A 22,549-nucleotide genomic window follows, 5' to 3' on the forward strand; every position below is an offset into this window, starting at 1 on the left:
CTCTGTGAGGGTCTCGCGTGCACTGACTCGGGTCGATGTCTCCCACCGCCCGCTTGAGCCCGCACAGGAGCCGGGTGTTACTCATGCAGCCTACGCAATGGCAGCGCACGCTGAGGGAAACGGCGCTAGTTCCCCAGGGCCGCCACGACGTCGTCGCCGATCTGTGCCGTGCTGCGGGCGAGAGATCCGTTGGTCTCCAGATCGCTGCGCACAGCGGTCCTGATCTGCTCCGCCTGCTGGGGGTGCCCCAGATGGTCCAGCATCATGGCAGCGGCCAGGATGCTGGCCACAGGGTTGGCAATCTGCTGACCGGCAATGTCCGGGGCCGAGCCGTGGACGGGCTCGAACATGGAGGGCGCCGTGCGGTCGGCATTGATGTTGCCGCACGGCGCCAAGCCGATTCCGCCGGTGATGGCTCCGGCCAGGTCCGTGATGATGTCTCCGAACAAATTGTCCGTGACCAGGACGTCGAACCGGGCGGGGTCCGTGGTCATGAAGATGGTGACTGCATCCACGTGCAGGTAATCCACGGTCACCTCCGGGTACTCAGCGGCAATCTTGTTGACGGTGCGCTGGTACAGGTGACCCGCGTTGACCAGCACGTTGTGTTTGTGAACCAGCGTGAGCTTTTTCCGGTCACGGCTGTTGGCCAGTTCAAAGGCAAAACGCACCAGGCGCTGCACGCCGTGAGCGGTGTTCAGAGAAACTTCCGTGGCAATTTCCTGGTCCGTGCCGTGGCGCAGCACTCCCCCGTTACCCGCGTACGGACCTTCCGTACCTTCCCGCACGACGACGAAGTCGATCTCCCCCGGATCCCGCAGCGGGGAGATCGCCCCGGGGAACAGCTCGGAGGGCCGCAGATTGATGTAGTGATCCAAGCTGAAGCGAAGTTTGAGCAGAATCTCCCGTTCAATCAGCCCGGAGGGAATGCGGCTGTCCCCGGGGGCTGCTCCCACGGCGCCAAAAAGAATGGCGTCATGGTCCCGAATCTGCTCCAGTGTCTCTTCCGTCAGGGTTTCCCCCGTGGCAAGCCAATGCTCCGCACCCAGCTGGAAATCCTGGGTGCTCAGCGTGATTCCGGCGGGTTCACACACGGCGTGTAACACCTTCTGCGCCTCAGCCACCACCTCCGGGCCAATTCCATCCCCCGCCACCACCGCAATACGGTGATGGGAGGTTGCGGAGTCGGAGAGGTTGGACGCTGCGGGGGTGGCCGGGGTGCTCTGCTCGCTCATGATGGAGACTGTACGTTGAGAGCCAGATCTCATCCCACATGGCGGATCAAGTTCTCACTATTCGGACCTGGGTGCTGGCCTCACGGTCAGCCCTTCAAGGCATCCGGTTCCTCATACCGCGGGAACACGGGGGTGGGTTTGGGCAGCGCCGTTCCGGGCTGGATCCGCTCAGCAATGGCGCTGAACTCTCGCTTCTGCTCCGGCTGGCCCAGAACATCCAGCAGCTTGGCTGCGGAATCTGGCATGAACGGCTGAATCAGCAGAGCCACCACCCGGACCACTTCCAGGGTGGTCCACAACACCGTCTGCATGCGCTCCGGATCGGTCTTGCGCAAGACCCACGGCTCCTGTGCGGTGAAGTACCGGTTGCAATCGGCCACCACCCGCCAGATGGCTTCCAGCGCGCGGTGGAACTGCAGGCCGTTGAAGGCCTCCCGGACGGGGCCCAACAGGTCATGCGCCGCATCCAGAATGGCGCGATCTTCAGGTGTCAGTTCCCCCATGGCAGGCACTTCACCGGCACAGTTCTTGGCCACCATGGACAGCGAGCGCTGCGCCAAGTTGCCCAGATCATTGGCCAGGTCCGCGTTGATGCGGCTCACAATGCCGTCATGCGAGTAGGAACCGTCCTGGCCAAAGGAGACTTCCCGCAGGAGGAAGAACCGCACCGGGTCCAATCCGTACTCGCCGATCAGAGCGTGGGGATCAATCACGTTACCCACGGACTTGGACATCTTTTCGCCCTGGTTGTAGAGGAACCCGTGGGCAAAGACCATCTTGGGAAGGGGAAGTCCCGCTGAGAGCAGGAAGGCCGGCCAGTAGACGGAGTGGAACCGGGCAATGTCCTTGCCGATCACGTGGACATCAGCGGGCCAGAACTTCTGGAACAGTTCGGAGTCCGTGTCCGGGAAGCCCACACCGGTCAGATAGTTGGTCAGGGCATCCACCCACACGTACATCACGTGTTCGGGGTCTCCGGGCACCGGAACGCCCCAGTCAAAGGTGGTGCGTGAAATGGAGAGATCGCGCAGCCCGCTGCGGACGAACTCTGCAATTTCATTGCGCCGAGTGGCTGGGTACAGGAAGCCCTCACGATCGTAAAGTTCCAGCAAACGGTCCTGGTAGGCCGAAAGCCGGAAGAAGTAGGAGGCCTCCTCCGTCCAGGTCAGTTCGGTTCCGGTCTCCTTGGAGTAGCGCTGGCCATCGGCACGGACTTCCGTTTCGTCTTCACCGTAAAAGGCTTCATCCCGCACGGAGTACCAGCCGGAGTATGAGTCCAGATAGATGTCTCCGGCTTCTTCCATACGTCGCCATATCTCCTGCGACGCCGCGTAGTGATCCTCATCCGTGGTGCGGATGAAGCGATCGTAGGAGATGCCCAGCGCATCATCCATGGCCTTGAAGGCCGCCGCGTTGCGGTCGGCCAGTTCCTTGGCCGTGATGCCCTCTTTTTCGGCGGTCTGCTGCATCTTCTGTCCGTGCTCATCCGTTCCGGTCAGGAACCGGACGTCGTAGCCGTCCAAGCGCTTGAAGCGGGCCAGCGTGTCCGTGGCAATGGCCTCATAGGCGTGACCAATGTGGGGGGCGCCGTTGGGGTAGGAGATCGCGGTGGTCACGTAAAACGCGGGGCGGGCGGCGGATGCAGAAGTTACCTCGGAAGTCACGCGCTCCATGGTAACGGGCCAGTTGCGCATCCCGGTCACGTCCGGGGTCACGTACAGGTGGTCATGAAGTACCGCACCGGCGTCACTGATTTACATTCGCAATCTAGGGTGTCAAGCTATGACCGTTCCGCAGGATTCCTCACTGGGAACACCTCATCACCCGCGAAAGGGACGTCATGCGCAGTGAACTTTTTGCCCCCGAACACATGGAACGCCAAGTCCAGGACCAGTGGGCGCTGCAATCCAAGAAGATGCTGCGGGTCAACATGACTCAAGACATCATTGCAACCAAGGGAGCCATGGTTGCCTACCAGGGACAGATGTCCTTCCGGCACGAAGGCTCCGGCTCGGTGGGCAAGTTCCTCAAGAAAGCCTTGACCAACGAGGATGCGCCCATGATGCGGGTCTCCGGCCAGGGAGAGGTGTTTTTTGCGCGCCAGAACAGATTCATCTTCCTCCTGCTCCTTGAAGGTGAATCCATCACAGTCAATTCCTCCTCCCTGCTGGCTTTTGATTCCTCCGTCTCCTGGGACATCCGCCGCCTCCACGGTGCGGGCATTCTGGCTGGGGGCCTGTTCAACCTGGAACTCTCCGGCCACGGCTACGTGGCTGTCTGTTCAGACGGTGACCCCATGGTGTTGGATGCCTCCGGCCAGCCCACTTTTGTGGATCCGCAAGCAGCCGTGTGCTGGTCAGCCAACCTGGCACCCACCATCAAAAACGACTTCAATTTCTCCGGCATGTTCCGCGGCGGCTCCGGTGAGGCTTTCCAGTTGGCCTTCCACGGCCCGGGCTTCGTCGTCGTACAGCCCTCTGAAGGCACTCCTGCGGCGCGCGCCGGCAGTTGAAGAGATGACGGCAAGTCCGGAGGGAATCCCCTGGACGATCTCCTGAACTGACAGCACTGAGGCCACCCGCGAACCCCAATGGATCGCAGGTGGCCTCAGTGGGTGCTCACACAGCAGCGACGCCGATGCCGGCGGCCAGCTCACGGTGAACAGCCTCCAACTCGCGGTGAACTGCCTCAATGATGGCCTGGGTGACCTCCTGCGTGGAGGCGATGCCCCCAACGTCACGGGTGAGATGTCCTGCCGCCGTGGCGGCCTCAATGGCCCGCTCCACGGCGTCAGCCTCCGCGTCCAACCCGAAGTGACGCAACATCAAGGCTCCGCTGGTTATGGCCCCGATGGGATTGCAGATCCCCTGCCCGGCAATGTCCGGGGCCGAACCGTGCACCGGTTCAAACATGGAGGGGAATCGGCCTTCCGGATTGAGGTTGGCGCTGGCAGCCAGGCCCAGGCTCCCAGCCAGGGCCGAACCAAGATCGGAGAGAATGTCTGCGTTGAGATTGGAAGCCACCACCACCGAAAGTTCTTCCGGATGCAGCACGAACTTGGCGCTCATGGCATCCACCAGCACACTCTCCGTGGCCACGTCCGGATAGTCCTGAGCAACGCGAGTGAACACTTCATCCCACAGCACCATGCCGTACTGCTGGGCATTGGACTTGGTCACGCTGGAGACCTTTTTCACGGTGCGGGTGCGTGCCAGGTCAAAAGCAAAACGAATGATCCGCTCGCAGCCTTTTTCCGTGAACAGGGAGGACTGAACCGCAACCTCATTGCCCGGCCCCCGCCCGGAGAGATTGCGTCCACCCAAACCCGCATACTCCCCCTCGCTGTTTTCGCGCACCACCACCCAATCAAGTTCCGCGTCCTCCGCCTTCCGCAGCGGAGAGGTGACGCCGGGCAAAAACTTGACGGGACGAATGTTGGCCCACTGATCAAAGTTCTGAGTGATGTTCAGACGCAGGCCCCACAGGCTCACGTGATCGGGTACGTTCTCCCAGCCCACGGCCCCAAAGTAAATGGCGTCAAAAGAGGTCAGCTGCCCCAGCCCGTCGGACGGCATGAGCACCCCGTGCTGTGCATAGTACTCGCTGCCCCACGGGAACTCAGTCCATTCAAAGTCGAACTGGTCGCCAGATGCCTCAGCCACGGTGTCCAAAACTGCACGCCCGGCCGCCACCACCTCCTGCCCAACACCGTCAGCTGGAATGGAGGCAATGCGGTACGTGCGGGACATGATGCTGTTCTCCTGAACTCGGCTCAACCTGTGGATGACTGATTCGAGTTGACCACAGCAGGTTCACATGCGTCCAAGACATATTTTCCATGGGCCGTATAGGGAGAACCTATGCCTTACTCCCCCACCGTTTGCGACTCCCCCAACATCTCTCGATGGGCTACAGCCAGAAATCTTTGCGCGGCGGGGGTCAGTCCATCGTGACGGGCCACCGTGGTGATCCGTAACACGGGGGTATCGGCCACCACCCGGGTGCTCAGACCCAACCGATGGGCGGTTTCTGTCCACGCGCTGGGCAACAAAGCGTGCCCCACTCCGGCAGAGACCAGCGGAAGAATCGAGGATCTGTGGTCTGTTTCCACCGCCACGGTCACGTCCACGCCATCCGCCCGCCAGGAATCCACAACGGTGCGCATCAGCGAACCCGGTTTGGACACCACCACGCGAGCTCCGGCAAGCTGATCGGCAGCCACCACCTGGTCAGCACGGACAGCAAAGTCCTTGACCTGCGGATTGAGCACCAGAACCAGTGATTGCTGCGCCACTTCCTGGGTAGCCAGCTCAGGATGCTTGATGGGCTTCGCGCTGGCGGTGAGGCCTAGTTCAGCACCGCCAGTTCGCACAGCCTCCAGGACTTCCTCAGCCGTGAACGCCGCCGAAACCTGCACGGAGATCCCCGGGTGACTTTCGGCGAATCCCGCGATGAGTCCGGTCAACGGCTCCACAGCCGGCGATGGCATGGCCACGATCTCCACCGTGCCGTGCTGCCCGTCACGCAACTCACGCGCTGCGGCCGCCACGCTGTCGAATTGCCGCAGGCTGGCCCGTGCCGGTCCCACCAAGGACTCGCCGGCGGTACTCAGGCGCAGCGACCGCCCCACCCTGTGAAACAACACCACTCCCAGCTGCGCCTCCAAGGTCTTCACCGCTTGGGACAGGGATGGTTGTGAAATGTGAAGGTGCTGCGCTGCGCGAGTCACCCCACCGTGATCCACCACGGCCAGGAAATACCGCAGCTGCCGGATGTCCATGGTCCCTCCCTGCAGTTGCGGCCAGCACACCCCATCCTGCCGCCAACTCCCGTGTGATGCAGGCAAGCCGTGCGCAGTTTGATACCTCATCAGCGCTGATGGGGTATCAAACTGCGCACGGCTTTGCGGCAATCGGCCTGGATGCACCACAACGACGGCGCCCCCGCACACCGGTTGGTGTGCGGGGGCGCCGTCGTCGTCAATCACCGATCCAGGGAAGGTGGGAAGATCTGGTCACGGTGATTCACGCAAACTTTTCCGCTGCCACGCGGTCAAGCGGGGGGCTCAGCGAGCAGCGGTTCCTTCAGTGTAGTCGGAATCCGTGTCAGTCCAAACAAAGAGTTTCCGCAGCTCACGACCGGTGGTCTCGATCGGGTGGCCCTCCTCCTTTTCACGCAGCTGCTTGAACTCGGAGGCACCGCCGTCCTGGTCCTCAATGAAGCGGCTGGCAAAGGTACCGTCCTGAATGTCGGAGAGAACGGCCTTCATGTTCTCCTTGACGGAGGGGTCAATCACCCGCGGGCCGGAGATGTAGTCGCCGTACTCAGCGGTGTCAGAAATGGACCAGCGCTGCTTGGAAATACCGCCCTCCACCATCAGGTCCACGATCAGCTTGAGTTCGTGAAGCACCTCAAAGTAGGCGATCTCCGGCTGGTAACCGGCCTCAGTCAACGTCTCAAAACCGTACTGAACCAGGTGAGACACACCGCCACACAGCACAGCCTGCTCGCCGAACAGATCGGACTCGGTCTCTTCCGTGAAGGTGGTCTTGATGACACCAGCACGGGTGCCGCCAACAGCCTTGGCGTAGGACAGCGCGATGGCCTCGGCGTTGCCGGAAGCATCCACCTCCACCGCCACCAGGCAGGGAACACCGCGACCAGCTTCATACTCGCGGCGCACGGTGTGCCCGGGCCCCTTGGGAGCCACCATGGCCACGTCAACGCCCTGCGGCGCCTCAATGTAACCGAAGCGGATGTTGAAGCCGTGGGCAAACAGGAGGATGTCGCCGTCGTTGAGATTGGGCTGGATGGACTCTGCGTACACGGTGCGCTGCACCTGATCCGGGGTCAGGATCATGATGACGTCAGCCTCAGCGGCGGCCTCCGCCACGGTCTGGACGGTCAGGCCCTCAGCCTCGGCCTTGGCGCGGGAAGAGGAACCTTCAGCCAATCCGACGCGAACGTCCACACCGGAATCACGCAGGTTCAAGGCGTGGGCGTGGCCCTGGGAGCCGTAGCCGATAACAGCGACCTTGCGGCCCTGGATGATCGAGAGGTCTGCGTCGTCTTCGTAGAAGATCTCAGCTGCCATGGGGATGTGTCTCCTTTTTCCTGACTGCAGGATTGCAGTGGTCTGACTCGCTGCCTGCGAGTCGAGTTGTGAGGTTGTTGGGCAATGCTCACCGGCGCCCACCGACGTCAGTGACGCAGCGCGCGATCAGACATCGACTTGGGCCCACGTCCGAGCGCCAGGGTACCGGCCCGAACGATCTCCCGGACGCCGAACGGTTCCAGAACATCAAGTAAGGCCTTGAGTTTCTCCGTTGCACCCGTGGCTTCGATCACGACTGAATCGGTGGAAACATCCACGATCGACGCTCGGAAAAGATCCGCGGCCTGGGTGACCTGCAGCCGGGTTGCGGCGTCCGCACGGACCTTGATCATGATGTGTTCACGCTGCACCGAGGTCTCCGGTGTCAGTTCCACAATCTTGATCACGTGAATCAACTTGTTCAGTTGTTTGGTGACCTGTTCCAGGGCATCTCCATTCGCATCCACCACCACGGTGATGCGGGAAAGACCCGGGACTTCCGTGTTGCCCACGGCCAGTTGGTCAATGTTGAAGGCGCGGCGGGCAAAGAGTGCAGCCACACGGGTGAGAACACCGGGCTTGTCTTCAACCAGCACGGAGAGTGTATGGCGGCTCATGCTCCAGCTCCTTCATCTTCGCCCACCCATTCGGGGGTCATGTTCTGGGCCACCTGAATCTGGTCATTGGAGACGCCGGAGGGAACCATGGGCCATACCATGGCGTCCGCGGAGACCACAAAGTCAATGACCACGGGTCGATCGTTGACCTCCAAAGCGGCCTTGATGGTGGCCTCCACGTCCTCTTCACGCTCGCAACGGAACGTGGCACAGCCGTAGGCGTCTCCGAGCTTCACAAAATCCGGGATTCGCCGGGATTCGTGACCGGTGTTGAGGTGGGTGTGCGAATAGCGACCGTCATAGAACAAGGTCTGCCACTGCCGCACCATGCCCAGGGACGAGTTGTTGATCACCGCCACCTTGATGGGGATGTTGTTCAACGCACAGGTGGCCAACTCTTGGTTGGTCATTTGGAAGCAACCATCACCGTCAATGGCCCACACCGTGCGCTGCGGCTGGGACACCTGTGCACCCATGGCTGCGGGGACCGCAAAACCCATGGTGCCCAGACCGGCGGAGTTCAGCCACTGCCGGGGACGGTCATGCTGGATGAATTGAGATGACCACATCTGGTGCTGTCCCACGCCGGCAACATACACAGCTTCCGGACCGGTCAATTCGGAGATCTTCTGAATCACATACTGCGGTGCCAAGTGGCCGTCTTCGGTGGGAGTCCACCCCAACGGATAGGACTCTTTCAATCCCTTCAGCACGCGCCACCAGGCGGAGAGATCGGGTTCGCCACCGTTCTGGGTCTCCGTGCGGTAGGCCTCCGTCAATTCCGGGATGATCGAAGCCAAATCCCCCACAATCGGCACATCCGCGGTGCGGTTCTTGGAGATTTCGGCGGGGTCGATGTCCGCGTGGATGACTTTGGCACCCGGGGCAAAAGTGGGCAGCACACCGGTCACTCGGTCATCAAACCGCGCACCCAGCGTGATCAGCAGATCTGCCTGCTGCATGGCGTAGACGGCGGGTACGGTGCCGTGCATGCCGGGCATTCCCAAGTGCTGGTCATGCGAATCCGGGAAAACACCGCGCGCGGTCAGCGTGGTGACCACGGGGGCACCGGTGACTTCCGCCAACTCTGCCAGCACCTCTGCCGCATCCGCCTTGATGGCACCGCCACCCACGTAGAGCACCGGACGCTGTGCCTGAGTCATCATCCGCGCGGCCTCACGGATTTGTTTGGCGTGGCCGCGGGCCACCGGACGATAGCCGGGAAGTTCCAGAGCAGGCGGCCAGGAGAACTCCATCTTGGCCACCTGGGCGTCCTTGGCAATGTCCACCAGCACGGGACCGGGGCGGCCCGTTGCCGCCAAATGGAATGCTTCTGCCAGGACTCGCGGTATGTCCTGGGCATTGGTCACCAGGTAGGAATGCTTGGTGATCGGCATGGTCATGCCCACAATGTCAGCTTCCTGGAAGGCATCAGAGCCGATCAGAGTGGAGGCCACCTGCCCCGTGATGGCAACCATGGGGATGGAGTCCATGTTGGCGTCGGCCAAGGCAGTCACCAGGTTGGTGGCTCCGGGGCCGGAAGTGGCAATGCACACGCCAACTCGGCCGGAAGCCATGGCGTAGCCCTCCGCGGCGTGTCCGGCGCCCTGTTCGTGACGGACCAGGACGTGGTTGATTTTTTCGGTTTCCAGCAGCGGATCGTAGGTGGGCAGAATGGCGCCCCCCGGCAACCCAAAGACATCGGTCACCCCCAGCTCCTCCAAGGAGCGAATGACAGCCTGGGAACCCGTCATGGTGATGGGCTCCACAACATTCTGTGAGCCCGGGACTACTGGGGCAACGACGGCGGAATCCGGCGTCGCGCGGCGTTCGGCGGAGGTCTCCGCCCGCTTGTGGGCCATCAGCGCCGGGCTGATGGACTGTCCCTTACTCATCTCGCGTCCTTCGGTTCGTTCTGTCGGAAACGGCGGTGCTCGCCACCGAGCCACCCACCACAACCGGTTCCCCACGGTCTCCGCAGCCCGGGTGAGGCGCTACGGTCGTCCGCAACCAGTCCCACCCGTTCGCTTCTTGGCCTCCGGCAAGATGGTGCCAGACACGAAGAAGGCCCCGGCCGCCTGGTGGGCGGCTTACGGGGCCCGGTGCACGTGATCGAAAACGCTGGCAGGCCCGTCATCCAATAAGGACGACCGGCTCTACAACCACGATCTCTCGCACGTTCTCTGGGGTGGTGCACTGCATGTGAATATGGTCCGTTGCCCGGCCAAACGTGTCAAACAGCGGGCACCGTATTTCACATCGTGAGACGGCCCACATTCGCGGCGTCGAATGGACTCCGCGACCAACGCGGCGTAAAGTATTTCCTCGTTGCGCAGGCCGAAAGTTCGGTTGAAACACGGGACTGAGTACGTCCATCAAGCACCACGGTGACCGCCTGAGCATGGTTTCCGGATGTGGTACTGTCTACGGCCGTAGCAACAGCAACAACAAGCGCCTCTAGCTCAATTGGCAGAGCAGCTGACTCTTAATCAGCGGGTTCACGGTTCGAGTCCGTGGGGGCGCACCACACAAAGCCCTGATCCGGCATTTCGTTCGGATCGGGGCTTTTCTCATCACCGCAGATGTGCCCCATTCCACACAAACTCAGCACCGTACAGACTCAGCGCCACACAGGTGCGTCAGTGGTTGTACCCGTGGAATCACGGTGTGGTGAACACAGTTCGCCCAACAGGTCCCTCAACCCGCGCACATCCACGGGTACAGACCGCTAGAGCGAGGGAAGCTCAGCATCCACCCGTGCCACAGGTGTCTGAGAACTGGGCGCGGCATCGGCAGCGATCTCGCGGACTTCGCCGTCGTCGTCAACTTTCAGCTTCCACCGTGCCCCACCCAAAGTGGTCACAATGTGAGCCAAAGACCGGCGCAGCTGATCGTCAGACAGTGAGCCATCCCCAATCAGGTCCTGCTCCATGCGGGTGGCCTCCGTGAGAACGCGACGCCCCTCCTCCGTGATCACCACCAGATGACTGCGACGATCATTGGCATTGCGACTACGCGAAACGTGCCCGTGAATCTCCAGGCGATGCAGAGTTTTGCCCATGGTTTGAGCCTGCACCCTGACTTCTTGCGCCAATCGCGCCTGCGTCAGTCCCCCGTTGACAGCCAAGACGTCCAGTGCCATGACACCGGCATGGGTGACCCCCAGAGAGGCAAGACGTTCGTTCCAGGCATGTTCAACCAATCGCGCCGCAGTTGACAAGAGTCGATTGGTGGGCCATTGGGAGTTCTTTGGCATGCTCCGAGTATACCCATGACGAGGGAAACAGTTGACTAAGGGTACTTATGCTTTGCGGAGATGACCATCACGTTCACTGCATTTCATGCCACGATGACCTCAACATCAATGAGTGGCGCACAATGAGAGGACCACAGTGACCGAACAACTCACCCCGGGTAGCACCGCACCGGCGTTCACCTTGCTCAACCAGGAAGGCGAGGAAGTGTCCCTTTCTGACTACGCCGGCCAACGAGTGATCGTGTACTTCTACCCCAAGGCCTCAACTCCCGGCTGCACCACTCAGGCCTGCGATTTCCGGGACAATCTGAACCGCTTTCTGGCGGAGGGGTACGCGGTACTCGGCATCTCACCGGACTCCCCCAAAGCACTGGCCAACTTTGCGCAGCGCCAAGAGTTGAGTTTCCCGCTGCTCTCCGACCCCGATCACACGGTGGCGGAAGCCTATGGTGCATGGGGTGAGAAGAAGAACTACGGCCGCGTGTATGAGGGACTGATCCGTTCCAGTTTTGTGCTCGATGCTCAAGGCACCATTGAAGTGGCGCAGTACAACGTCAGGGCCAAAGGCCACGTTGCCAAATTGCGCAGGGATCTCGGCCTGGAGGCTTGAGTCAAGGCTCCCCGCGTGGGAGGCAAGCAAGCCACAAAACTTCTCGGTAGACTGTGGCGGCCCCGCTCATTGATCACCTGCAGTGCCCATTCCCTCAGCACGGGCTGAACGGAGCCTTGGTGAACTGGATGGCGGTCAGTTGCGGGGTAGCGCGCGAGTGGTGGAATTGGCAGACACGCAGGATTTAGGTTCCTGTGCTCCGGCGTGCGGGTTCAAGTCCCGCCTCGCGCACTCATGGGCGGGCCAGACCCTAAAGCCCCGGCCGTTACCGGACGGCCCTTGTCAGGCAGGCATGGTCCGGCCAGGTGGAGAGGAGGCGGCAGATGACAACACACTATTCAAGGCGCCGTTTCCTCACGAGCACGCTGGGCGCAGTGGTGGTGGGCAGCACTGTGTCCACCGGATGCGCTCGGGCCAATACGGAGCCCGCAATACAAAGTTCCCAGCCCGTGGCACCTGCTCAGTATGTTTTTGCCAACGCAGCCACAGCACCCACCCTGGATCCATCACTCACGGACAATTTGGAAACACACCGCATTGCGCGGCAAATCCTGGACGGGTTGGTTGCCCCCGACCCCATGACTGGTGATCCGGTACCGGCCCTGGCCACGGCCTGGCGCGCAAGTGAAGACGGGCTCAGTTGGGACTTTGCACTGCGTGAAGGCGTGGTTTTCCACGACGGCTCAGCACTTGACGCCGAAGCCGTGGTGGAAAATTTCAACCGGTGGGCTGCAGCTTCCGTGCGAGATGCCGGCACCGGACGGCACAGCCTTTTTGACGCCGTCTTCCGCAGGGGCGCACCCAACGGTTCCACCTATCAGCGGTGTGAAGCCGTGGACCAGAACACCGTGCGCATTCTGCTCACCAGACCGTACCCTGCGCTGCCCAAGGTCTTGACGCATCCGGCTTTCGGTATGGCCGCGCCTTCTTCCATAGCCAATGACTCCGTGGGCACAGCGCCCGTGGGCACGGGCCCTTTCACAGTTGGCCAGGGGTTGGATTCCGGCTCCGGTCAGCGGCCCGGTGAGTCCGTGATTCTCAATGCCTCCGAAACGTACTGGGGTGATTTGGGCCCCGTGGGAGTTCTGGAGTTTGTTGCCATCCCGGACACGGAACTGCGCTACGTTGCCCTGCGCAACGAGCAGGTGGACGGCTACGACCTGGTGGGGCTCAGTGCTTTTGCCCCGCTTGCCAGGGAAGGGGTCCAGGTCCTGCAACGTGACCCCTATTCCGTTGCTTACTTGGGGCTTTACAGCGCCAGCGGCGCCTTCGCGGACATCAACGTCCGTCACGCCCTGATGTCAGCTGTGGACCGTCAGGCCATTGTGCGCGATCACTACCCCGAAGGCACCAGTGTGGCGCAGGCCTTTCTGCCGGCCCGTTTCAATGTCCCCAACACGGACGTTGGTTTTCCCGGCTACAACCCCGCGGAAGCACGGGATTTGCTCGGCAGTTCTCAGTACGACGGCGCCCCGCTGCGGTTCTTGTATCCCACGGGGGCTTCCCGGTCCTGGGCTCTGGAGCCAGAACGCCTCTACGCCGATCTCTCCGCCATGCTGACCCGAGCCGGATTCGAGATTGTCCCCGTTCCCGTGCCGTGGAGTGTGTATGACGAAACTCTGCGCACGCGCTCGCGCGACCACGATCTGTTCCTCTCCGGAATCACGGGCGGTTTCCGCGACCCTGACTACTTCACGGCAACGCTGTTCAGCGCGTTGACCCCTGAACTGGGCTCCGATTCCAAAGTTCTGCGCGACCTGGTTGATCAGGCCTCCCAGAGCGCCGACGGCGAGCAACGCCAGGATCTGTACCGGCAGGTCAACACTCGGGTGATTCAGGAGAAGGTGGCCCTTCCACTGGCATTTGCCACAACTGGCGTGGCCGTGGATGCCCGAACGGCAGCCTTCCCTTTGAGTTCCACCGGTTTTGAAGAGTTCAACTCCCTGACCCTCAACGAGGCTCCCTGACGCTGCGGATTTCTTGCCCGCAGCGCGTTCGGCGTGCACGGGACAAGGCCGGAGGACTAACCTTGTGACATCTATGCGCGCGGGGGCAACAACAGTCACTCCCCCTTGTGTCTGACGACGGGAGACCCCACAGTGACCCATGCGACAACCACAGAGTCCACCGACGTACTTCTGGTTGGCGGCGGCATCATGTCCGCGACGCTGGGCGCCATGCTCACGGAGCTGGAGCCCAGCTGGAACATCATCCTGGTGGAGCGCCTGGATGGAATCGGGATGGAAAGTTCCAGCGTGTGGAACAACGCAGGAACGGGCCATTCGGCCCTGTGTGAATTGAACTACGCACCGCTGAACCCGGATGGAACCGTGGGCACGGCCAAGGCCGTGAAGATCAATGAGCAGTTCCAGACTTCCAGACAGTTCTGGGCCACCATGGTGCAGGAAGGCAAGCTGGGTGAAGCCTCCGGTTTCATCAACCCGGTTCCGCACATCTCCATGGTCTTCAACGACGATCACGTGCGCTATCTCAAGGCCCGCCACGAGGCTTTCAAACAGCACAAACTGTTTGAGCGCATGGAGTACTCCCAGGACCGTGACCAGTTGGCCTCCTGGGCTCCCCTGACCATGCGGGGGCGCGGTGCAGGCTCCGTTGCTGCCACATTCTCCCCGGAGGGTACGGATGTGAACTTTGGGGAATTGACCAACCGCCTGGTGGATCACATTCGCGCCAACGGCGGTGTGATCCGCACGGGCACTCAGGTCACTGGACTGGACAAGCAGGCAGATGGCACCTGGGTGGCGCACACCAAGAACCGCTTGAATTCGGAAGACACCCGGGAGATCCGCGCCAAATTTGTTTTTGTGGGTGCCGGCGGTGGCGCTCTGCCCTTGCTGCAAAAAGCCGGTATTCCAGAGATCAAAGGTTTCGGTGGTTTCCCGGTTTCCGGTCTGTGGTTGCGTAACACCCAGCCGGAAATTGCCGAACAGCACCATGCCAAGGTCTACGGTCAGGCTTCCGTAGGGGCGCCACCCATGTCCGTACCTCACCTTGACACCCGGTATGAAAACGGGAAAAAGTCCCTGCTCTTTGGGCCCTACGGCGGCTTCAAACCGAACTTCCTCAAGCAGGGCTCCCTCTTTGACCTCCCTCGTTCGATCAGGACGGACAACATCTACCCCATGACGCGAGCCGGCATGGCCAACTTGGATCTGGTCAAGTACCTGGTTTCCGAGCTGATGAAGTCCAAGGCCCAGCGGGTGGAAGCCCTGCAGGAGTACTACCCCACAGCGGATGGCAATGACTGGGAGCTGGTCCACGCCGGCCAGCGTGTCCAGGTCATGCGCAAGGACAAGGACAAAGGCGGCGTGCTGCAGTTCGGTACGGAGTTGATCACCGCCGGTGACGGGTCCATTGCCGGTCTTCTGGGTGCCTCCCCCGGCGCCTCCACCGCTGTTCCGATCATGCTGGATCTGCTGCAAAAGTGCTTCCCCAACCACAGCCAGACATGGCAATCCCGCTTGACCCAGCTGATCCCGGCCTACGGCCGGACCTTGGACACCGATGCTGCACTCGCAGACGAAATCATGGGCCATACGGCCGACGTCTTGGGTATTCAGTGAGTTGAGACAGCTTCGGGTGGGGGCCGCCGTCGTTCAGTCACTGCTGTGATCCCTGCCCGCTTGCCACCACCACAGCGGCTTCAGTGTGCTGCAAAAATCCGGGGTGACTCCTTGTCAGCCCGGATTTTTGCTTTTCTTGACCCGCTGGTGCGCCGGCCCCAGGCACAAGCACCTGGACGGCGCCCCAGCTGCGGGAATCGGCACGGACCCATCACGTCAACGGGTGGAGGATTCAGTGGCAAACTAGATGCTAATTCAATTAAATTGCCTCACATTAGCGGACGAGTCAGCCCCAAGAATCCGTATCACATCGCTTACTATTAGCTCCGTGCCCATCAGAGAAACCACTAATGACCCCGTAGAGACCTCCACGGCAGCGTGGGAAGCGCTGTACCGTGCGCAGGTCACGGTGATGCGACGCCTACAGCGTCGTGAAGAGTTCGCGGACCTCTCCATGCGGGAATACGACGTCCTGTTCAACCTCTCCAGAGCAGACGATCGCGGCATCCGACTCAATGAGTTGAACGAATATGTTCTGCTCACCCAGTCCAGCCTGTCCCGCATGTTGGAACGACTTGAATCCAAGGGCCTTGTGCACCGCTGGCAAGACCCCCAAGACCTTCGTGGTCTGCGGATCAGGTTGACCGAAGACGGCCACGACCTCCAAGAACGCATTGCCGCACACTTTGATCGTCACGTCCATGAGGTGATGGCCAACGGCTTGGACACCGAGGAACTGCGTATCCTCACCCGTTTGTCCGACCGCTTGCGCCACAGCCTCAGTGACTGAGTCCTTCGGCTTCAGCCCGGCCCACCGGCGCTGAATGCCCCATACAAAGCCTCCCATCAGTAGACTGATAGGAGGCTTTGTGCATGTCACACCCCCACCTGTTTGGGACCGGCCGCGGTAGGCAGCCGCACCCGCGCAGAGACCGCCACCGCACTGAGAATCACTAGGGAGAGACCGTGTCCAAGAACACCCTCCGCGAAACCCTGGAGCGGGCCGAGGCACCCGCGCCGGACAACGCGTCCAAACCGCAAAAGCCGTCCCAGGTCTCCAAACGGTCCTGGAGATACGTATTCAAACGCGCTTTTGCCGAATTCTCCCAGGATGGCTGCACGGACTTGGCGGCCTCTCTGACCTACTTCACGGTCCTCTCCGTGTTCCCCGGGTTGCTGGCGGTGGTCTCCCTCCTGGGTGTTTTCGGCCAGGGGCAACAAACCACGGATGCCATCACCGGATTTCTCTCCGGACGGGTACCCGAAGAGTTGAACACTCTGTTGGAGCCGACCATCTCCAATCTGGCTGGGGCCACGGGAGCTGGGATCATCGCATTGATCATCGGTGTGGGATCGGGGCTTTGGTCCGCCTCCGGCTACGTGGGAGCATTTTCGCGCGCCATGAACCGCGTGTATGACGTCTCCGAGGGCCGCACCTTCATCAAGCTCAAGGGCACCATGCTGGCCGTGACGTTGTTCGTGGTCATCACGGTGGTTCTCATTTTCCTGATGGTCCTCCTTTCCGGCGGCATTGCGCGCACCCTGGGTGATGCAGTCGGCCTGGGTGAAACTTCCGTGACCGTATGGAACATTGCCAAGTGGCCCGTGATCCTCCTGCTGCTGGTGCTCCTGGTGGCGGTGCTCTATTACGCCACGCCCAATGTTCAACAGCCCAAGTTCAAGTGGGTTTCTCCCGGTGCCATGTTTGCGATTGTCGGGATGATCCTGGCAGGCGTTGCGTTCTCCATCTACGCAACGCAGTTCGCCTCTCAAGCGGACACCTACGGTGTGATCGGTGGTGTGATCCTGGGTCTGTTGGGAATCTGGATCTTCAACAATGTGCTCCTGCTGGGTGCTGAGATCGACGCCGAACTGCAGCGTGGGCGTGAGCTGGAGGCAGGAATTGCCTCCGAGGAAATGCTGCACCTGCCCCCGCGGGACGTGAAGGGTGTGGTCAAGGCGCTGGAGAAGCACGAAAAGATGGTGGAAGATGGCCGCAAGGTACGGCTGGCTCACGAGACCGTGGACTACAGCGCCCAGGGCAAGGACACCGGCCGTGGTGGACAGGCGGACGTGTCCAATTTCGACGGCGAAGCAAAGCAGGTACTGGAGCGTCAACGGACCGAAATCCGCTGAGGTAGGTGTCTGAACCCGTCCTTACACTGGGGGTGCAGGTTCCTGGACTGCGACGTCCATCACGTGATGTCGTGGACCCGGGGATTTGCACCCCCGGTGTCGTCCAGACCAGCTGCAGACGGCACCACCAGTCATCCAACGATGGGAGCGCGCCATGCATGAAGTCCAGGCCGTGGTGGTCAAGGCCAAGAACGAACCCGCCGTCCTAGAGACAATTCTGGTACCGGATCCCGGGCCCGGAGAAGCACTGGTGGATGTCCTCACCTGCGGGGTGTGTCAAACGGATCACCACTATCAGGTGGGCGGGGTCTCGGATGATTTTCCATTCCTCCTGGGCCACGAAGCCACGGGTGTGGTCAGCGCAGTGGGTGAGGGTGTCACGGAAGTTTCCGTGGGTGATCACGTGATCTTGAACTGGCGGGCGGTGTGCGGTGAATGCCGTGCCTGCCGCCGGGGCGAACCCTGGTACTGCTTTGCCACCCACAACGCCACTCAGAAGATGACGTTGAAAGATGGCACCGAGTTGAGCCCGGCGCTGGGCATTGGTGCGTTCGCGGAAAAGACCTTGGTGGCCGCCGGACAGTGCACCAAAATTGACGGAGACCTGGACCCAGAACAGTTTGCCGCAGTGGGCTTGCTGGGCTGCGGCATCACCGCCGGGTTGGGGGCGGTGCTCAACACGGGTGCGCTCAAGCGCGGGGAATCAGTGGCCGTGATCGGCTGCGGTGGCGTGGGCACTGCCGCCATTGCCGGCGCCCGTCTGGGCGGAGCCACCACCATCATTGCCGTGGACGTGGACGACGACAAACTGGCAACGGCGCGCAGTTTTGGTGCCACTCACACGATCAATGCCCGCGAGCAGGAGCCGGTGGAGACCATCCGGGAATTGACCGGTGGCAATGGCGCAGATTTGGTGATCGACGCCGTAGGTGTGGCTGCCACGTTCAAGCAGGCCTTTGAGGCGCGGGATCTGGCGGGCCGGATGGTCCTGGTGGGGGTGCCGGACCCCGGGACCACCTGGGAGATCCCCCTGGACCAGGTCTTTGGTCGCGGCGGCTCCATCAAATCGGCATGGTACGGGGACTGTCTGCCCAACCGTGACTTCCCCATGTTCGTTGACCACTATCGCTTGGGCAATCTGGACTTGGACGGATTCGTGTCCGAGCGAATTGGCCTGGGGGATGTGGAACCGGCCTTTGCCAAGATGCGCGATGGCCGCGTTTTGCGCTCTGTGGTGGAAATGGACGCCCTCAAAAATTAAGAGCACACCGTCATTTGACCCATGCCCTGTGCCACAGGCAGCTGGGCCATCAGCTTTCAACCACAGGAGACTTCCATGACCGTCACTTCAGTCACCGCAACGGCCGATGGCCGTGTCACCGTTCAGAACTGCGTCACCAGCGGCACGTTCTCATTGGACGGCGGCACCTGGGAGGTGGAAAACAACGTCTGGATTGTTGGCACGGACACCGAGTGTTTTGTGATCGACCCCGCCCATGATCCGCAAGCCGTGCAGGAAGCCGTCAACGGACGCACCGTCAAAGCCATCCTGCTCACCCACGGCCACGATGACCACATCCGCGCCGCTCTGGACACCGCAGCGCTGGTTGGCGGGGAGATCTATCTCCATCCCGCCGATCGCATGCTGTGGGACGCAGTCCATCCGGAGGCCGCCCCGGACCACGAACTGGCCGATGGTGATGTTTTTGAACTGGACGGCGTTGGTCTGACGGTGCTGGCCACTCCCGGCCACTCACCCGGATCGGTCTGTTTCCACAGTCCCGAATTGGGTGTCGTTTTCTCCGGGGACACCTTGTTCCAGGGTGGTCCGGGGGCCACCGGGCGCTCTTATTCGGATTTCCCCACCATCGTGGATTCCATCCGCGAGCGCCTTCTGGTGCTGCCCGCCGAAACCGTGGTTCTCACCGGTCACGGGGATTCCACGCTGATTGGTGCGGAAGCTGAGGATGTTGAGCAGTGGTTGGCGCGGGGTCACTGATCGGTTGAGGGAACCCCGCTGGTCGGCAGGATTCTGAGGGTCCGTTCAGGAGGTCAGACCAGCGGGGTACGCCGGGCGCTCACGGGTATGTCCATGGGCACCCGGCGCCTGCGGTCGATGAACACAAAAGCCGTGGCCAACAGAAGGGCGGAGGCCAACACCGGTAGGAGGGCCACCGTCTGATAGCCACCGCGGCCTCCGGCAGCCGCCGCGGCCACCAGCCCCAGCGCCATGCCGAGTTGAATCAGAACGTGGGTGATTGCGCTGAGCCCCACGGTTAGTCTGCGCGGACTGATCAGCGGAACAATACCGAACACCGCCACCAGCGTGGGACCGGAGGCAGCACCGATCACCGCCAAGACCAGGAGCATGCTGAACGGACCGGAGGGCACGGACATCAGCATGGTGGCCAGCACTCCGGCGGCGGCGCAAATGACCCAGAGGTTCCAGGGCCGCCGGACATCAAAACCCGCGGTGATGACGGCCGAAATTGCAGAGAGCAACCCCAGCGCCGCAAACTGCGCGCCGATGCTTTCCACCACGTCAATACTTGCCGCAAAGTAGACCAGCCCGATCTGCACAGAACCCCACAGCAGGCCCAGCCAACCGCCGCCCAGCATGGGGAGGAAACGCACAAAGCGGCGCGCGCGACGTCGTCGTTTTTCGGCTGCGTTCAATCGTTTGCTGGTCGGTACCCACAGAGCCGTGCCCCAGGTGGGCAGCCCGGCTGTGGGGTGGAGCAGCAGAAATGCCGTGGCCACCACCAGGAGACCGGAGCCTGCCATGATGCCCACCAGCGACCCGGCAGTAATGGCGATCATCCCTGCCACCAAAGCTCCGAGCACCATGGCCAGGGCGTCCATGACGGCTTCGTGACGCATGGTCAACGTGGTCAACGACAAATCCTTGTGGTGACGCAAGATGGATGGCCACCGCAATCGCGTGGCAATTCCCAGCTGGGGGGAGCACACGCCAACCAGTAAACACAGATACCAGGGCCACACCGCATAGGGGTCATAAGCGTGAGCCACCAGGGATTGCACCAACCACAACACGGCTCCCACTTGGAGCAAGGTTTGCAGCAAGATGCACCATTGGTAATGCTTCCAGGGTGCATACAGTGCTGTGAGGCACGTGGATATCGCGTGGCCCAAATAGACCAGACCCGCGCAGACGGCGCCCCACCAGCCGGAGCCCGCGGCAACTGCCACGTAGACCAGCACGCTCAACGGCATGATCACACTGGGCAGACGGACCAACAGAGTCAGGGCCAGATACCAGCGGCCCACCACCTGGCGTAAGCGTTGGGAGTCGCCAAAAAGGAGTTCGGAGAACACCAGATTGGTGTTCCAGGCAGAGCCGGAGCCTGTTGTGGTCAACCGCACCACATTGCGGCGGTCGTGCTCCCCTGACTGTGCTCCGGAGCCCGCATCTGAACTCCCGTCCGGGGTGCCGTGCCCCGCGGTGGACTCAGCGGATGGGACGGCACCTGTTGCGGCAGCGGCACCTGCCGGCACAGAGGACTCGTGCGTCACGATAGGCCGCCTTTCCACTGTCCGTATCGGCTCGTGCAATGCCCGGGTATTGACCTGCCCAGCGTACCGGGCCGTGGCTGCCTTAGGTGGTTGTGGCTGCCTTGGGTGGTTGTGGCTGCCCCAGCCGCTTCCGGCTGCCTGGCTGCCGCCACCCGGTGCTCCATACTGTCCGTATGCCCATGGACCACACCCGGAACACCACCCCGGGTCATCACGCCGATCTCCCCGCCCCACACGGACCGTCACCGAGCTCCGATGAACGTGGCGGACTCCTGCAACCGGACAGCGCATTCGATGCCGATGTCAACGGCCTTGATGACTGGATCTATTCAACGCTGAGCAGCATGGCACTCGGAGAGCAAGCTGCCCGAGCTCACCGGGAAACGCCTGAACGCAGCCAGTTGCCCTACACCACCCTGGCTCTTTACACCGCGGATGGCCTTCTGGAAGCTCTGGAGTGGGCCAATGCGGGACAGCCTGCCGATGAGAACGCCTGTTTGTGGTTGGCATATCTGCGCTGGTCACGCACCCAATCCAGTGATTTTCCGGCTGCCGCTCCCACGCCGCTTCCGCGGTGGCTGGACCGTAGCCACGCACCCTCCGGCGCATCTCACCTGACCTCCCCGTTGGCTCCTGCGGTCCCGGAAACCGCCGGTACTCTTGCGGGTCTCAGCACAGGTGCCATGGGAGAGGTCCCACGACCAGTGCAGCCTGCCGCACAAGGCGCTGATGTTGTGGTGCGCAGCCTGCCTCTGGGGCTGCTCCCGATCGGGTGGAAACCCGTGACCACCATGGCCGTCAATGCCGCAGCCATCACGCACGGTCTCCCGCAGGCTCATGTTGCCGCTGTGGCAGCCGCCCTGATGGTGCAGGCCACCATCACCACAGCCCGCAGGGACACCATCACATCAGCTCGCAGGGATGCCAGCACTCCAGCTCACAAAAACTCCAGCGCCACAGTCCGCGGGAGCAACGACGTCGTTCACCTCCGCGCCGCACTTGAGGCCACTGTGGAAGCACTCGCCACCACCACGTTGCCCGTCCAAGAAACAGTGGAGGCTCTCCACGTCATTGTGACGGCTGCGGACACGCTCCCGTCTCCCCAGACCGCAATCAGGGCATCCACACCGCAGCTGGGAGAGGTCAGCGAAGCCACCCGAACCATTGCCCTGGGCATCTGGTGGGCCATGACGGAAGCCCACTGCACCAGCACGCCGATAGTGGGCGCTACAACAGCTGAGCAGACTGTAGCCGCTGCGCTCATCGGCGCACTGGGGCCCGCTCATGCTCAGGCCCCAGCCGCATCCCATGGGGAACATCCAGTAACGCGCCGTCAGGCCGAGCCGCGGGCAGAGGCGGAGGCACAGCCCACGGCAACCGGTCCTGTTCCCATGCAGCCCCTAGTGACGGAAATGACTGATCGGTGGGCCCGTGAATTGGGCATCACTGCTGAATCAACCGCCTGAGTAGGTCCGGCAGCTCC

Annotated in this window: 18 protein-coding genes and 2 tRNA genes; 11 read left to right on the forward strand and 9 right to left on the reverse strand. The window is 61.9% G+C overall.

Going from position 1 to position 22,549, the window contains the following annotated elements; all coding sequences use genetic code 11:
• Positions 1–125: 125 nt before the first annotated feature.
• Both Q4G32_RS06160 and metG read right to left on the reverse strand, forming a co-directional pair.
• Positions 126–1,235: a 3-isopropylmalate dehydrogenase gene (locus tag Q4G32_RS06160; RefSeq protein ID WP_303350018.1), complete on the reverse strand. Its 1,110-nt coding sequence runs from the start codon at positions 1,233–1,235 to the stop codon at positions 126–128.
• A gap of 86 nt (positions 1,236–1,321) precedes the next feature.
• Complete coding sequence (gene metG / locus Q4G32_RS06165) at positions 1,322–2,899, reverse strand: methionine--tRNA ligase (protein ID WP_303350020.1); 1,578 nt, start codon at positions 2,897–2,899, stop codon at positions 1,322–1,324.
• 176 nt (positions 2,900–3,075) lie between these two features.
• Between metG and Q4G32_RS06170 the strand changes: the two genes are divergently transcribed.
• Positions 3,076–3,747: an AIM24 family protein gene (locus tag Q4G32_RS06170; protein WP_303350021.1), complete on the forward strand. Its 672-nt coding sequence runs from the start codon at positions 3,076–3,078 to the stop codon at positions 3,745–3,747.
• Positions 3,748–3,853: 106 nt separating this feature from the next.
• Here the strand turns inward: Q4G32_RS06170 and Q4G32_RS06175 are convergent, their stop codons facing one another.
• The 5 genes from Q4G32_RS06175 to Q4G32_RS06195 form a co-directional block, all read right to left on the reverse strand.
• Positions 3,854–4,984 carry a tartrate dehydrogenase gene (locus Q4G32_RS06175; protein ID WP_303350022.1) on the reverse strand — a complete coding sequence of 377 codons (1,131 nt, stop codon included), beginning with the start codon at positions 4,982–4,984 and terminating at the stop codon, positions 3,854–3,856.
• 116 nt (positions 4,985–5,100) lie between these two features.
• Positions 5,101–6,015, reverse strand: coding sequence for a LysR family transcriptional regulator (locus Q4G32_RS06180; protein ID WP_303350024.1), 915 nt, complete (start codon positions 6,013–6,015; stop codon positions 5,101–5,103).
• A 285-nt stretch (positions 6,016–6,300) separates the two neighbouring features.
• A complete protein-coding gene (ilvC, locus tag Q4G32_RS06185) occupies positions 6,301–7,329 on the reverse strand; it encodes a ketol-acid reductoisomerase (protein WP_303350025.1) in 1,029 nt (342 codons plus the stop codon).
• A gap of 107 nt (positions 7,330–7,436) precedes the next feature.
• Positions 7,437–7,946: an acetolactate synthase small subunit gene (gene ilvN / locus Q4G32_RS06190; protein WP_303350027.1), complete on the reverse strand. Its 510-nt coding sequence runs from the start codon at positions 7,944–7,946 to the stop codon at positions 7,437–7,439.
• Positions 7,943–9,841 (reverse strand): acetolactate synthase large subunit, encoded by a 1,899-nt coding sequence (locus Q4G32_RS06195; protein ID WP_303350028.1) that lies wholly within the window; start codon positions 9,839–9,841, stop codon positions 7,943–7,945. The genes ilvN and Q4G32_RS06195 overlap by 4 nt, the downstream gene beginning before the upstream one ends.
• Positions 9,842–10,397: 556 nt before the next feature.
• Here Q4G32_RS06195 and Q4G32_RS06200 point away from each other — a divergent pair.
• Positions 10,398–10,473: transfer RNA gene (locus tag Q4G32_RS06200), tRNA-Lys, on the forward strand.
• Between the two features lie 201 nt (positions 10,474–10,674).
• Here Q4G32_RS06200 and Q4G32_RS06205 read toward each other — a convergent pair.
• A complete protein-coding gene (locus tag Q4G32_RS06205) occupies positions 10,675–11,202 on the reverse strand; it encodes a MarR family winged helix-turn-helix transcriptional regulator (RefSeq protein ID WP_303350029.1) in 528 nt (175 codons plus the stop codon).
• A 136-nt stretch (positions 11,203–11,338) separates the two neighbouring features.
• Between Q4G32_RS06205 and bcp the strand changes: the two genes are divergently transcribed.
• The 8 genes from bcp to Q4G32_RS06245 all read left to right on the forward strand — a co-directional run bounded on the left by bcp (position 11,339) and on the right by Q4G32_RS06245 (position 19,531).
• Positions 11,339–11,812 (forward strand): thioredoxin-dependent thiol peroxidase, encoded by a 474-nt coding sequence (gene bcp / locus Q4G32_RS06210; RefSeq protein ID WP_303350030.1) that lies wholly within the window; start codon positions 11,339–11,341, stop codon positions 11,810–11,812.
• Positions 11,813–11,963: 151 nt separating this feature from the next.
• Positions 11,964–12,043: transfer RNA gene (locus tag Q4G32_RS06215), tRNA-Leu, on the forward strand.
• A 92-nt stretch (positions 12,044–12,135) separates the two neighbouring features.
• Positions 12,136–13,779 carry an ABC transporter substrate-binding protein gene (locus Q4G32_RS06220; protein WP_303350032.1) on the forward strand — a complete coding sequence of 548 codons (1,644 nt, stop codon included), beginning with the start codon at positions 12,136–12,138 and terminating at the stop codon, positions 13,777–13,779.
• A 132-nt stretch (positions 13,780–13,911) separates the two neighbouring features.
• Complete coding sequence (locus Q4G32_RS06225; RefSeq protein WP_303350034.1) at positions 13,912–15,396, forward strand: malate:quinone oxidoreductase; 1,485 nt, start codon at positions 13,912–13,914, stop codon at positions 15,394–15,396.
• 328 nt (positions 15,397–15,724) lie between these two features.
• Positions 15,725–16,186, forward strand: a complete 462-nt coding sequence (locus Q4G32_RS06230) for a MarR family winged helix-turn-helix transcriptional regulator (protein WP_303350036.1) — start codon at positions 15,725–15,727, stop codon at positions 16,184–16,186.
• Positions 16,187–16,362: 176 nt separating this feature from the next.
• Positions 16,363–17,532 (forward strand): YihY/virulence factor BrkB family protein, encoded by a 1,170-nt coding sequence (locus tag Q4G32_RS06235; protein WP_303350037.1) that lies wholly within the window; start codon positions 16,363–16,365, stop codon positions 17,530–17,532.
• Positions 17,533–17,686: 154 nt separating this feature from the next.
• A complete protein-coding gene (locus Q4G32_RS06240; protein ID WP_303350038.1) occupies positions 17,687–18,793 on the forward strand; it encodes an S-(hydroxymethyl)mycothiol dehydrogenase in 1,107 nt (368 codons plus the stop codon).
• Positions 18,794–18,868: 75 nt separating this feature from the next.
• A complete protein-coding gene (locus Q4G32_RS06245) occupies positions 18,869–19,531 on the forward strand; it encodes an MBL fold metallo-hydrolase (RefSeq protein WP_303350040.1) in 663 nt (220 codons plus the stop codon).
• Positions 19,532–19,584: 53 nt separating this feature from the next.
• Here the strand turns inward: Q4G32_RS06245 and Q4G32_RS06250 are convergent, their stop codons facing one another.
• Positions 19,585–21,066, reverse strand: a complete 1,482-nt coding sequence (locus tag Q4G32_RS06250; RefSeq protein WP_303350041.1) for a hypothetical protein — start codon at positions 21,064–21,066, stop codon at positions 19,585–19,587.
• Between the two features lie 173 nt (positions 21,067–21,239).
• Between Q4G32_RS06250 and Q4G32_RS06255 the strand changes: the two genes are divergently transcribed.
• Positions 21,240–22,532: an ADP-ribosylglycohydrolase family protein gene (locus Q4G32_RS06255; protein ID WP_303350042.1), complete on the forward strand. Its 1,293-nt coding sequence runs from the start codon at positions 21,240–21,242 to the stop codon at positions 22,530–22,532.
• Positions 22,533–22,549 lie beyond the last annotated feature (17 nt).

The organism is Kocuria sp. (assembly GCF_030538595.1).
Lineage (GTDB): Bacteria > Actinomycetota > Actinomycetes > Actinomycetales > Micrococcaceae > Kocuria.